Here is a 14824-nt window from a genome sequence, read left to right as displayed (position 1 = left end):
TTCTTACTCTTTTTATTTTTCTTTATTCTCTTTTTTTGTTGTATCTGTTTTTTCTACGACATTTGGTTTTTTAGTAATCACAATTTTTTGTTCTTCTTTGATCCATTTTACTTCATGTTTTAAGTTCTCTGAGATGAATCGGATAGGTACAAAGGTTCTTTCGTTGATAATCTTTGGAGCTACATCCATTTTAATGGTTTTTCCATTGACCTTTGCAGATTTTTCATCTACTTGTAACTCAATCTTCATTTCACCATCACTTAATAAAATACTTCTAGTTGCTCCTTGCCACTTGACATTTGCCCCTAATGTTTCACATATACCTCTTAGAGGAACCAATGTTCTATTTTCTTCTATAAGTGGTGCTACATCTAATTGGATGTTTTGGATTGCTCCTCTTTTTACATCTACTATTTCTGGTGATTGAATATATAAGTAGATTTTTTCTTGAACTTCCTTTACTATATCTTTTTTCAATGCAATATCAAAGCCTGTATATCCTTCTTTTTCTTCTGTCATACATATACTAAATCTTATTTTTGCATCTGCATCTGGTACTTCAAATCGAACAACAGTATTTCTTTCATTATTCATTATTTTTTCATATTTTGCACCCATAGAGTTTACATATACTTTAAGATCTTTTATTTCGTCTGTATTTTTCAACATTACTTGTACATAATTTTTACCCTTGATCACTTCATAGTTGATCTCATCTTCTAAGTATTTTTGAATCATGGCTAATAAGCTCTTATCTGTTTCTTTTATTTCCATAGTCATTTCATAGAATCCATTTTCACTTAAATCCACTTCTTTGATGACTTTTCCCTCTAGTAGGTTTAAATATACATCTATGCTGTCATCTGTTTTCTTTTTCATTTGATCTTGATCTAATACAACTCTAAAAGTAACTTCTTTATTATCCTCTGGTACTATTTTTGCTTTCAATTTTATAGTAGCATCCAGCTTTGGTATTTCAAATTGAATCATACTCGCTTTTTTGCCATTCTCATATTCTTTCACTATCTTTGTTTCGTATTTTACATGATTTCCATCTACTTCTATTTTTAAGTCTTTTATATCTTCCTCATTCTTTATGAATAAGCGTACATGATTTTTATCATCCTTCACTTCTACATCTGCTTTTTTAAGGAAATAAGACTCTGCTATAGAGGCTTGGTCTTTATTTTCTTTTAATATTTTGATGTCTGCTTCATAGAAACCATTTCTTATTTCTTCATCAATTTCTTTTATCATTTCACTCACATTATCTAAGCTATCTAAATCAAAAAGTAACTTAAATTTCGCTTTTCCCATACCACCTGCTGATTCTGGTACGATTACTTCAAATGTGATTCCCTCTTTTATGGCTCTTTTCTCCACTTCTAGTTCAAGTTCAAGGGAATCATTTGTTGCATCATAGGTTCTATGTGTATTGACAAGCTCTCCATCGCTATTTTTATATTTTAACGATTTCAACTTACCTAAGGAACAATTATTTATACTTTCCCAAAGCATCTTAACTGTAACTTTTTCATCCTGCACTTCAAGGGTAGTGGCTCTTTTTATAAATTGATCGGCCATGGATTTTCCATTTTCATAGAAGTGTTTTGCCCATGCTCTAATACGGTGGGTTCCATTTGTAAGGAATTGATCTTGTTCTCCTTCAGCTCCTCCTGTTGTTCCACCCTTTATGGATATATCATAAGTTGCTGATTTACCATTGACCATTACAGTTAGTGTCTGGCTTTTAGCAGCGCTTGAACTATCAAAGCCAACAATATTTTTCTCTATGATGGTTAATATTTTTTTGCTTCCATCATCATAGCTTCCTGTAACTACGAGTCCACTTATGTCTAACTTTTCTCCTACTGTATACTCTTTTTTTGTCTTACTCGTATCTATGGCTATACTCTCTAAATCTATCGTATTTACAGATCCACCAGTAGCTAAATCAACCATTGTATCCGTATTAAATATGGTTCTAAATACAGGTCTACTTTCTCCCATTCCTTCTGGCACATACACCTTTAGATAAGCATCCTCTGTAATACTTTCTACTGGGAAGGTAATAGTTAATTTATCTTTTTTAGCATCATATTTCACTTTATCTGAATAAGTACGTTTATCTGTATTCGGATCATCATCTGGCGTAATCAGATCCACGTAGTTTTCCTTTTTATCCATATACCATAGTCCTTGAAGCAAGCTCATTGATATGGTACTTGTGTGATTCCAAACTACAGTAAGCATCATCTTTCCATCTTTAACCTCTAGCGTAGCAGCCTCTGTCACAAACTGATTCGTTATAGATGCAGCATTCTCATGTTCTTTTATATTATCAATATCTAAACCATAGGTACCATCCGGTAGATGATTTGGATCAAGTGTTCCCTGACCTTCCTTAGGTACAGATACTGTAATTTTATAGGTAACTTTGCTATTATCTATTGCATTTTCTGCAACGAATGTAATTTTATTGGCCCCTGGTTGTAAATTATTCACCGTGAAGCTTTCTCCACTATGGATGGTTTTCTCATCCTTAGATTCTTCTGTTTCTTCACTATCCTCATCTTTTTTCTTGATCGTAATTTCGGTTTCATCTCTAACGCCTATAGGACAAATGGTAATAGAAGTTGTGCCTACAGGTGCTTTTAAATTCTCGGTATATGCGTCTACAGCTTTATCTTCTAGTTCAATAGTACCCACGCTTGTATCAATCTTTTTTAACGTAGCATATTTACCATGCATTTCATAGCTTGGAGCTGAATGACCCGCACCTAAAAATCCTTCTATCTCTTCCTTAGATATAGCATCATTGTTCCAATCAATATAATTAAATGCAATGATAAAAGTTTCTAATTTTTTCATATCCTTTAAATAATCTTTCGGAATACGGGTTATATAATTATAATGCATCCATAGTTTTTTTACATTTAGCAATGTTTTTAAACTCATGGGTAGTTGATTGATTCTATTACGTGATAGGTTTATACTTTCCACCTTAGTAAGCTGACTTAAATCTACCTTATTCCCTTCTGAATCCACATCTATATCTGTTAATAAATTAAGATCCATATCAATTTTCTTTAAAGCTACTAGCTTTGATATACCACTTGGAAACTTTGAAAGCTGATTCCTAGTTAAATACAATTCTTGTAATTTTTTCAGATTTCCTATCTCAGCAGACATTGTTTTCAAAGAATTACTATTAAGATCCAACCTAATCAATCCTGTTAAATCTCCAATGCTATCGGGTATTGTCTCAAATCGGTTATTATCTAGCTCTAAATATTTCAGATTCGTAAGTCCACTTAAATGGTCTGGTAGTGTGGTTAGATTATTGTTACTCAAGTCAAGTGCTGTTAAATCTGTAAGCTTAGCAATATTTTTATCAATTGCGCCAATCTTATTATGCTCTAGCTTTAACACGTTAAGGGATGTGATGCTACATAGGCTTTCTGAAATGCTCGTCAGTTGATTGTATGATGCATCAATTGTTGTTAGCTTAGTGAGTTTACTAAAATCACCAGTAATATCTGTCAACTTGTTTCTCCAGATACTAACTTTTGTCAGCCCTGTAAGATCACTAATATCAGGCATAGTTGTAAACTTATTTCCCCCCCAAATACTTCCTAGAGAAAGCGTCGATAGCTTAGGCAATCCCTTTAGCTCTATATGGGTCAGCACATTATCGCATACATAAAGTTCTGTTAGCTCTGGTAAATCTTTCACTGTCAGAGACGTGAATTTATTCGTTCTTAAATTCAAATCCGTTAGCTTTGTTAACCGAGCCAAATTTGGAATATTTTCTAATTCATTTCTACTAATATCTAGTTTAGTAATATTTTTACCATAACCCAAACCCGAACAATCTTTAATGGCACCATCATTATCATGCTTTGACAAATCTATCTTACCTTCTAGTCCCATCATATCACCTATAGTGATCTCATGATTCTCCTCGACTTTTAAAATAGCACATAGCTTTTTCTGTAAAACAGGATCTTTAACACCTGCTGAAGCATTTTTATCAAGGATAGAAACTACAGCCGTTGCCGTTACACCTTCTCCTAAACTATATCCTTTTGGAATTTCGCCTAATTGTGCAGTAAAAATATAGTCTCCAGCAGTATTCAGAGTATAACCCTTCTCGTTCTTCCATTGGATAACTGGAACTGTATCACTTGTATTAGATATTACAACCTTAGAATAATTTTCATTAAGATAATCTTCTACCTCATATACTGCTTTATATACTGGTTGATCTATTGTTCCACCGTATAATTGTATTTCCTCAAACTTACTAATTTCTTTTGTATTAGCTTTTTCTTTACTAATCCTAATGGTGTATATGCCCTTTGAGCTATCCTCTGCACATACTTTTATGTAAACTATTGTGTCTTTACCGGCTTTAAGCTCTATGGCTTTACTTATTAGCTCTCCATCTTTATCTATCAATTGAGCCTCAGCATGTTCATTTACGGCAATGATGTCACTTGCTAAGATAGATTGTATTTCACTATTTACTGTTAAGGAGGCTTCAATTTTATATACTTTATCTTGATCATCATATGTTTTTTTATCAATAGTAGGTGTTTTACCTAATACTGATTGGATATCTACTTTGTCAGCAATACCATTTGCATTTGTATCTTCTTCTCCTGCTTCTCCTTCTGCTCTTGTGACCATAAGAAAATACGAACTTTTTATTGATCCATCCCCGGCTTCAACTTGAATAGGTACTATTGTCATTTCTCCTGCTTTCAGGCTTTTTTCTTTTATTGGTATTTCCTTTCCTTTATCGTCAGTACCCTTAATGTTTACTGTTGCACTTTCATCCATACACACGATATCATTAGTTTTTATAGATGCTGTTGTGCTCTCTACTGACAAACTTGCTGAAACTCCATATGTGTTATCTTCCTTAATATATTGTGTTCTCATTATCGTAAGAGTTTTTCCTGTTACTGTCTTGATTTCTACTCTATCTGGAAGATCATTTGAATTGGTATCTTTTTCTCCTTCTTCTCTTGTAACCATAAGGAAATACGAACTTTTTATTGATCCATCCCCGGCTTCAACTTGAATAGGTACTATTGTCATTTCTCCTGCTTTCAGGCTTTTTTCTTTTATTGGTATTTCCTTTCCTTTATCGTCAGTACCCTTAATGTTTACTGTCGCACTTTCATCCATACACACGATATCATTAGTTTTTATAGATGCTGTTGTGCTCTCTACTGACAAACTTGCTGAAACTCCATATGTGTTATCTTCCTTAATATATTGTATTCTCATTATCGTAGGAGTTTTTCCTGCTACTGTCTTGATCTCTACTCTATCTGCAATACCGTTTGCGTTTGTATCTTCTTCCTTCTTTTCTTTCTCTTCAACTCTATGAATATGAATCGTATACTTGCTTGATGCAGAACCATCATTTGCTATGACTTTCACATAAACCGTTGTATCTTTACCTGCCTCTAGCTTCACAGGCTCACTGTTTTTCTTAGCATCCTCTTTTGCGTTTGTTCCATAAAAGTACAATTCTGCATTTGTATCCTTTATCTGAAAATCACTTAATGCTACAGAATCTATTTTATTTTCTACTGTTATAGCTGTTTCAACAGAATAAACTGAATCTGCTACCGTCACATTTGTTTCATTAATTTCCTGACCTAAGGTACTTTCAAGTGCAACTGCATCAGGAAGTTGCAATTCTTCAGCATGCACAGCTATTGGTGGTATTAAGGTTAATAGCATGGCAAATACTAAAAAACCACTTAAAATTTTCTGGTAAAGCCTTTTCATTTATTCACAACCCCCTTATTTTAAAAATTATTTTTCTACTTCAATTTTTATCTAAAACACAATTTAAAAAGAATAAGAAATTTCAGCAGCCAGCATATGCCAACTACTGAAGTTCCTTTGTCACAAGTAAGAAAGGTCCATTACTTGCCTTTTGCTATTTTTTATTTTTTTACCAACTTAATCCTATTCCTTATTACTTTGTAATACAAAACTCAACATCACTAGTTGGGATTGTAATCACCCATACATTGCTTTTTACTTTTGCAGGATAAAAATTCTTACCATCTTTCAATTTAGAAGCTGGGAACTTAAGTGTTACTTTATCCCCCACAAAACTTGCAGGAATATAATTTCCATCTCCAAAATCAACTGATAATTTCACTAAATTTCCAGGTATACCCATAAACTTCATTGGTTGAATATGAAATGTAAGTATTGCTTCGTCTCCATTCATGACCAACTTCTGTGATCCTGGAACAATCGTATCATTTGACATGGAAAGCTTCGTAGTAGAACCATCCTTATAAATAGCAACATTCACATCTGAAGCTGCATGTACAACATTTAATGATAAAAGCATCATCAACGCTACTATAAGTACTGATGTTTTCTTCATAGACTTTATCATTTGTTTCCCCCCTTTTTTTGATGTTAGATACGCCTAACATTTTGTTATAAAAAATAAGCAGTACATCACTTACTTTTAAGCTCTTGAAATAGTTTTTAAAATGAACAATGATCAAATTTTTCCAAGGAATGAACAACACACCTTTTGATTATAATCAAAAATCCCTATCTTCAAAGAAGATAGGGATCATAATATACAATTTCACTTATTTTATTGATTATAAACAAGTTTCATATAGTATTGGTCCTTTTCTCGGAAGGATATATACCTAAAGCTTTTGGCAGGTCTCCTGACTTATGGATTATCGTTTTCCTTCGCCTTCCCAAAAATTTTCAGTGGCAGATTGAAGGATCACTCCCCATTTACAGTGGCCGGACCGTTCGAGATTTTCACTCGATTCCCTTTTCATCCTTTATCCTAACGATAAAAGAACCTAAAAGCTATCTATTCATTTTTCCTAGACATATATACCAAATGTAACATTTTTCCTTTTATTTTCATATTTTACACTATATTTAATATAATGTAAATATTTCATCTCTTAATTTTCGCCAAAATCCATCTGTCTTAATTCCATAATTTTCGTTAATTTTACAATGTCACATCACCTGTTTTTTATGTTACCTTCAATTTTAGTACCATTTTTTATCCTAAATTTGACAAATTTATATTAATAAGTAATAATATGTAATATGATGGTATGATTTGTCGTTTATACAAACATTTTATATTATTATCAATAAATAAACTTCATTATATTTGTTTTTTTATAACTATATATTGCTTATTTTTTAGGGAGGTGTATTTTTTTGAAAGTAATACACGATATTATTTCTGACTTCTATAGTTGTTGCAATCTGCCTATATTAGCAGTAGACATTGATTTTAATAAAATTTGTAGTATCGGTTATACCCCTATAGTGGAAAAATTTTTTGATGATTGTGCTATTTTTAGAGATATTCATTTTGATTCTGACAATTCCCTTAGCTGTAATTTAAGCTATGCAAAGGATATTCACTTTGTAGTAGTTTCCATATCCAGATTTGATAAGTATAGAGGCTATTTCATCATAGGACCTTTTAAATGCACTGAAAACAACACAATATCTATTCCTTTTAAACCCCATAGCTGCATACAGTATTTGCCTGCTATCTTATTGAATATTTCTGATAGCCAGTTTAGTAAGGGGATGAGTAATTTAAGATTTAGTGTACATGTAAAAAAAGCTATCGAATATATACATAAAAATTATACCCAGTCTATTAATCTAGATGAACTATGCAATGATTTATCTGTAAACAAAAGCTACTTTTGCAAGGTGTTTAAAAAAGAAACAAACTTTACTTTTTCTAACTTCTTAAATAATTATCGCATTGAAAAGAGTAAATATTTTCTTGAGAATACAAATTTATCTCTTATGGATGTGGCAATATCCGTTGGCTTCAATACGCAAAATTATTATTCTATTGTTTTTAAAAGATTTACAAAAAAGACACCCTTAGAATATCGAAATAGCATTGCTATACAATAATAAGAGCATATAAAAAGGACTCCTACCCTGAGCCATTTTTATATGAATCATCCCTTCTCCTACCCTCCATAAATATATAATTATTGTTTTTATAAAAATATTTTTCTCTTAAAAATTAGAAGATTTTCTAATACACTGGGCTAACCCTCCTCTTATATCTTCAAGACGAAAATAATCTGCACCAAGAGCATCACTTAATTTTTTAGCCAGTCCTAACCTTAAAAAGCCTCCCTCTGTATCTATGACCATAAACTTTATTGCTTTGTCCTTTACTGACCCTGCTATACTTAAAATTTCCTTTAGTGTATCTTTACTATTTATGCCTACATTCCCGCGACCATCAGATAACAAGACAATGACTGGCATGATTTCTGCGTCCTTTGTTCTCAACCCTTTTATATAAGCTACACTTTTCATAAGCCCTAATGCTAAAGGTGTTTTCCCACCTAATTTTATATCTTTTAGACATCTATAAGCAAGGTCTACACTTCTAGTAGGCTGTAAAACTACTGAAGCATCATTTCCTCTAAAGGTCATCATCCCTACTTGATCTCTTTTTTCATATGCATCCTTCAATAGGGAAAAAATAGCTCCTTTTGCTTCCACCATTCTTTTTTCAATGCCCATAGATCCACTAGCATCTACTAAAAATAATATAGTATTTCCTATACGTTGTTCTCTTATTTTCTCCCTAATATCCTCTTTTCGAATAACAAAAGCTAGCCCATTTTTCTCTCTCCATTTTTGATAAGGTGCTGCTGCACGAATTGTTCCATCAAAGGATAGATCTTCTACTTTGTTTTTAGGGATTTTATAGCCTATATATCTTCCTATTTTTGAGGAGGTTTTAGATTTACTTCTCTTACCACTTCCACATTTTCTTATTTTTCGATCTGTAAGACTATGTAGCAATCCACTAGCATCAAAAGCTTCTCCAATATGAAAATTCTTTTCTAATTGCTCTTGATCATTTGTCTTTCCTTCGTTCCTATTATCCAATAAGGATGGATAAAATTCTGGTGAAGGTTGTTCCGAGCCTTGTTCTAATGGATCTTGATTAGGGGAATCTGGTTGTATTTCATTTTCTTCTTTTTGATTTTTTGTTTCTCCACTTCCTTCATTTCCTTCTCTTAATCGATGCCCTAAAGTAATATTTGCTACAGCCTTTATTTCTTCAGTAGTAACCTTATTTTTTTCATGAAAAGCTGTATGAGCTATGGCTCCTCTAGTCAATACTAAATCTCCTCTATGTCCTTGTACATGTCCTTGCATATTGAGTTTTGCAATTTTTTCTAAAATATCATCATCTATAGCTATATTCTTAAGGTTTTTTTGAGCTTTTACAATACGTTCTCTTAAATCCATTTCATCCTTTAAAAATCCATGATAAAAGGTATTTGCATCCTTTTCATAAACTAATCTTCTTTTTACAATCTCTATTCTCTCTTCCTTTTCCTTTGTCCCCTTCACTTCCACATAAAAGCCAAATCGATCTAATAATTGGGGATTTAATTTCCCTTCTTCTGGATTCATCGTTCCTATTAAGATAAATTCGCAAGGATGCTCGTAAGAAATTCCTTCCCTCTCCACTTTATTTACACCACTAACTGCCACATCCAAAATCATATTGATCAAGGTTTCTGACAATAAATTGACTTCATCTATGTATAAAATATTGTTATGGGCTTTCCCTAATATACCTGGTTCAAAAACTCTTTTTCCCTTATTCATCGCCTCTTCTATATTAACCGTTCCAAGTAATCCATCTTCTGTAGTTCCTAATGGGAGGGTTACCACATTTTTATCTTTCATTAATTGGGCTAAAGCTCTTACAATCGTTGATTTTGCAGTACCTTTTTCTCCAGCAAGTAAGACGCCACCTATTTTAGGATTAATCATATTGAGTATGAGTGCTTTTTTTACCTCTTCCATTCCTACCATAGCTATAAAAGGATATAATCTTTTATTCATAACTATTTTTCCTCAATCCATTTTTTCAAAGCATCTTTACTCAGTACCCCTTCCTCAAAAGGCAAGGTTCTCATTCGATGAGGTAAAACCATCTCGGCTGCATCTAAAAGGTCTTCCCTTATAACTTCCTGTCTTCCATCAAAAGCAGCTATTGTTTTTGCAGTTTTAATAATCGTTATATCTCCACGATGCCCCTCTACTCCTAATTCAATAACGATTTCAGCCGTTAAAGCTAATAATTCATCATCAATGACAACTTGATCTAATAGTTCTTTTGCTTTTTCTATTTTTTCAGATAATAAACCTTGTTTTTCTTTATATTCCTCTATTAGAACCTCTGGATTTTGTTCAAATAATAATCTTCTCTTGATCACTTCCACTCGATCCGATACATTATGTTCTCCAAGAACATCTACTACAAGTCCAAATCGGTCTAATAATTGAGGTCTTAAATCTCCTTCTTCTGGATTCATTGTACCAATTAGAATAAATTTCGATGGATGTTCATAAGATACGCCTTCCCGTTCTACATGATTGACTCCCATTGCAGCAACATCTAATAAGACATCTACAATATGATCATTGAGTAAATTAACCTCATCTACATAAAGTACATTGCCATTTGCTTGTGCTAAAATGCCTGTTTCAAACTTTTTTTCTCCTGTTTTGATAGCTTGTTCAATATCAAGAGTACCGATGGTTCTATCTTCTGTACACCCTATTGGAAGTTCTACCACCTTCATTTTTTTATCTTCTGTCTCTAACTCTTTATGAGTCATTTGCTCTTTGCATGCTTTACAAAATCCATTTTGTCCACTTACTTCACAATTAAATTTGCAACCCTTTATTACTTTTTTTGTAGGTAATAAATCTACTAAAGCCCTCACTGCTGTTGATTTTGCCGTCCCCTTTTCCCCTCTTATCAATACCCCTCCTATTTGTGGATTGATAAGATTTAGTATGAGGGCTTTTTTCATTTTTTCTTGCCCTACGATAGCTGTAAATGGATATGTTTTTTTGTTCAATTGTTTCATCCCCTTTTTATAAAAATGTTGCTCCTCCATAGATATTAGCATATAATGTAAATGTTTGAAAGTAAATACAATTTAGGAGGCTGTATCCATGAACCTTTGTATTATAACTGTTTCAACAACTGTACTGACAACAATTCCAGTTGTACTAGAGAAAATAAATTCACAAATGAATCAACCTCTTGATTTAAATCTTCATTATGCTGCTTCAAATTTTTCTAATGATGAATATTTAAGAATCAAAGAAGATATATGCACTTCTGATGCAATCATTGTAGATTTAATGGGTAGTCCAAAGAAAATTGTAGAGATTGTTTATGAGAGTTTAGAAACTTATAAGGGACAAGTCATTCCCATTGGAGAGTCTGCACGAGATTTTATGAAACTTGGAAGTTTTAAAGCTAATGATAAAATGATGCAATCTACAAAAAAACCTGATATGAAAAAAATAAGAAAAATGATCACAATGGCTGAAAAAATAGGCAAAATTATTCCAGGAAAAATAAGAGATATGCGTAATCTATCCTATATCACAAAATACTTTAAAAACGCAACTTTCTCGCAATTAGAAAGTATGCTTTGTTTACTTCTCAAATATTATGGGGAAGTTCCCTCTATTCAGATTCCTGAAGAGCCTATAGACGTAATGGATGTGGGGATTTGCGATCCCTTTAATAGAAAATTTCATAAAAACTATGCTTCTTATGTAAAAAACTACGGATATAATCCTACGAAACCAAATATAGGTATACTTTTTTATGGTCATACTTATCCGAATGATACTTCCTTTGCTGTTCATAACATCGTAGAAAAACTAAAATCTCTAGCTAACATCATTCCTATAGGCTTTACAAAAACCTCTGGAAACGACCCTAAGGAAATAAAGAAACTTTTAACCTATGATAAAAAGGTAAATATGATCATTAGCTTTCTTCCCTTTAGAATCGGTGCCGGTCCAATGGGCGGAGATGCTGAAGGAATGGTTGATTTATTTAAGGAATTAAACGTACCTCTTTTTCATCCTTTTTTCCTTTCTAGAAGAACAATAGAAGATTGGGAAAAGTCTTCTCAAGGTATTCATAGCTCTGAGTTTATGCTATCTATTATGCTTCCTGAAATGGATGGTGCTATTGAGACCTATCCTGTTGGTGCCCTTTCATCAAAGGGAGTAGCTAAAAATCTACATACTCAAGCTTACGAAATGGCATGTATTGATGCACGAGTAGAAAAGCTAGTAAACCGCATAAAAAGCTGGCTATCTCTTCAGTCTAAAAAGAATTCCGAAAAAAAAATAGCTATTATTGGCTACAATTATCCCCCTGGAGAAGATCATTTGTTTCATGCATCTTATTTAGATACTTTTGCATCTATTTCTGAAATCTTAAAAACATTAAAAAAAGAAGGGTATAAACTAAAGGAATTAGATGAACAATCCTTACAAAATACTTTTTTAGAGAAAGGGCTTATTAATTCTCCTAAGTATTTTTATGAAAAAGAAAACTACATCCATTATAAGAGTGAAAACTATATGGATTCTGTAAATAATTTTTCCCCTGTTCATGATGTAATCAAAGAATGGGGAAATGCTCCTGGGTCTATTATGGCTACTGAAAAAGATTTTTTTATACCTGGAATTATCAATGAAAATATTTTTATTGGTCTACAACCTTCAAAGGGAATTATAGAAGATGAAAATGCTAACTATCATGATAAAAATATGACGCCACATCACCAATACTTGGCTTTTTATCAGTGGCTAAAGAATGATTTTCATGCTGATGTAATCCTTCATATTGGTACTCATGGCACATTGGAATTTTTACCTGGAAAGGAATGCGGCATGAGTCAAACTTGTTACTCTGATTATTTGATTGGAGATATTCCCCATGGCTATATTTATTATTGTGGCAATCCATCAGAAGGAATGATTGCTAAAAGACGCTCCCATGCTGTTTTAATTGGTTATCAACCTCCTGCATTTACTACTGCAAATCTCTATGCAGATTATACAAAATTAGAAAGCTTGATCGGTGAATACCATGAATCTCTTCATTTATCTCCTGATAGGTCCAAAGATCTATTAGATGCAATTTTTAAAATAGGCGATACTTTACATTTTGAAAAAGATTTAGATACGATTGAAAAAGAATTGTATAAAATGAAGTCCTCCCTTATGCCAAAGGGACTTCACATCTTTGGTAAAGCTTATTCAAATACAGCATTAAAAAGCTTATTTTCCTCCATCCTTCAATATGATCGAGGAGAGATAAAATCTTTAAAAAGAATTGTTGCTGAGAAGAATCACTTAAATTACGATGAAATAATGGATAAAAATCAAATACATTCCTTAAAATTATTAGATGAAGAAGTAAAAACAATTCTTGATACTATTGATTTAAATGCTCCCATAGATAATCCCTTACTAAGCATCTATGGGAAGGAACTACAAAAAACTTTTGATTACGGATTATCTATTTGCAATAAAATTAAACAAAATCATGAAAATAAAGGACTCATCAAATTTTTAAATGGAGAATATCTACCTGCTAAAATAGGTGGAGATCCTATTAGGAATCCAGACGTATTGCCATCTGGTTATAATCTCTATCAATTTGATAGTCGATTTATCCCATCTTCTGTTGCTATGTTAAGGGGACAAAAAATTGCCCAAAACACCTTAAATACTTATTATGAGTTACATGGTAAATATCCTAAAGTAACCTCTGTCATATTATGGGGGTTAGAAACTTGCCGTACACAAGGAGAAACTTTAGGACAAATTTTATATTATCTAGGTGTTCGTATGAAAAATACCATAAATATTTGGGAACCTGAATTTGAAATCATCCCTATAGAAGAATTGAACCGACCAAGAATAGATGTTGTCGTTAATATTTGTGGCTTTTTTAGAGATATGTTTGAAAATATCATCATCCTCCTTAATGAAATATTTGAAAATATTGACCAATTAGGAGATGAAAATGGATATAACTACTTCCATATCCATACAAAAAAATTATATAATGATCTATTGAATGAGAGCTATGAAAAAGAAATGGCCGCAGAATTAGCACATTCACGAATTTTTGGTCCTAGCCAATCCCAATACGGAACTCAAATAACTTCCCTTATTAAAGATAAGTCTTGGAGGGAAGAATCAGAAATTGGTAAAAGTTTTATAGAAAGTATGAGATATATCTATAGTAAAAATTATCGTGGCATACACTTTGAAAATCTTTATGAGAAGAATTTATCCATGATTGAATTAATCTCACAAGTAAGAAGCAATCATGAATATCAAATTGTTGATTTAGATCATTATTATGAATTCTTTGGTGGTTTATCAAAATCTATTGAAACGATTCGTGGCAAAAAAAGTGAAATGTTCATCTCTGATACCACAACAGATCATATAGAAACTGAAAAGATTGAAAAATCCATAGAACGAGGTATTAGAACAAGGCTTCTTAATCCCAAATGGATTGAAGAAATGTTAAAACATAAATATCACGGAACTACCACTATTGCTGATAGATTCGAAAATATTCAAGGATTAGCTGCTACTACCAATAAAATTGACCAATGGATTTATCATTCCTTACATGATCAATATGTAATGGATGAAGCTTTGAAAAATCAACTAAAAGAAAATAATCCTTATGCTTATCTTGAAATTATCAAACAAATGCTAGAGTATGCACAAAGAGGTTATTGGCAAGCTAGTGATGATCAAGTCAATGAACTTCATAAAACCTTCTTAGAACTTGAAGGTGATATTGAAGATCAATAGAAAACAATCCACTACTACCTTGTATGCTTCATACTAATCATATATCTACAGTATCATTTAAATA

The 14824-nt window shown here is 32.3% G+C and carries 6 protein-coding genes and 1 riboswitch; of the genes, 2 read left to right on the top strand and 4 right to left on the bottom strand.

The window, feature by feature from the left end:
* Positions 1-12 precede the first annotated feature (12 nt).
* Together K7H06_RS02280 and K7H06_RS02275 are read right to left on the bottom strand one after the other, a co-directional pair.
* The gene (locus K7H06_RS02280) at positions 13-5808 is read right to left on the bottom strand and encodes an NEAT domain-containing protein (RefSeq protein ID WP_223038368.1); all 5796 of its coding nucleotides are present in this window, start codon (positions 5806-5808) and stop codon (positions 13-15) included.
* A 193-nt stretch (positions 5809-6001) separates the two neighbouring features.
* On the bottom strand, positions 6002-6436 hold the full coding sequence (locus tag K7H06_RS02275) for a hypothetical protein (RefSeq protein ID WP_223038367.1): 435 nt from the start codon (positions 6434-6436) through the stop codon (positions 6002-6004).
* A gap of 262 nt (positions 6437-6698) precedes the next feature.
* Positions 6699-6888, bottom strand: a riboswitch (cobalamin riboswitch).
* Between the two features lie 357 nt (positions 6889-7245).
* Here K7H06_RS02275 and K7H06_RS02270 point away from each other — a divergent pair.
* Entirely contained in the window at positions 7246-7968 is a 723-nt protein-coding gene (locus tag K7H06_RS02270; protein WP_246637612.1) for a helix-turn-helix domain-containing protein, read from the top strand.
* A 108-nt stretch (positions 7969-8076) separates the two neighbouring features.
* Here K7H06_RS02270 and K7H06_RS02265 read toward each other — a convergent pair whose 3' ends face one another.
* Positions 8077-9939, bottom strand: a complete 1863-nt coding sequence (locus K7H06_RS02265) for an AAA family ATPase (RefSeq protein ID WP_223038366.1) — start codon at positions 9937-9939, stop codon at positions 8077-8079.
* 2 nt (positions 9940-9941) lie between these two features.
* Entirely contained in the window at positions 9942-10964 is a 1023-nt protein-coding gene (locus K7H06_RS02260; RefSeq protein ID WP_425514933.1) for a magnesium chelatase ATPase subunit I, read from the bottom strand.
* 97 nt (positions 10965-11061) lie between these two features.
* Between K7H06_RS02260 and K7H06_RS02255 the strand changes: the two genes are divergently transcribed.
* Entirely contained in the window at positions 11062-14760 is a 3699-nt protein-coding gene (locus K7H06_RS02255; protein WP_223038364.1) for a cobaltochelatase subunit CobN, read from the top strand.
* Positions 14761-14824: the final 64 nt, after the last annotated feature.

The sequence above is a fragment of the Crassaminicella profunda genome (assembly GCF_019884785.1).
In the GTDB taxonomy this organism is placed as follows: Bacteria; Bacillota; Clostridia; order Peptostreptococcales; family Thermotaleaceae; genus Crassaminicella; species Crassaminicella profunda.
This window is presented reverse-complemented; position numbering and strand designations above follow the sequence as displayed.

What these genes read in the sequence shown, in the direction of transcription:
- K7H06_RS02280 (WP_223038368.1), bottom strand. Translation starts at nt 5,808, where the DNA reads ATGAAAAGGCTTTACCAGAAAATTTTAAGTGGTTTTTTAGTATTTGCC.
- K7H06_RS02275 (WP_223038367.1), bottom strand. Translation starts at nt 6,436, where the DNA reads ATGATAAAGTCTATGAAGAAAACATCAGTACTTATAGTAGCGTTGATG.
- K7H06_RS02265 (WP_223038366.1), bottom strand. Translation starts at nt 9,939, where the DNA reads ATGAATAAAAGATTATATCCTTTTATAGCTATGGTAGGAATGGAAGAG.
- K7H06_RS02255 (WP_223038364.1), top strand. Translation starts at nt 11,062, where the DNA reads ATGAACCTTTGTATTATAACTGTTTCAACAACTGTACTGACAACAATT.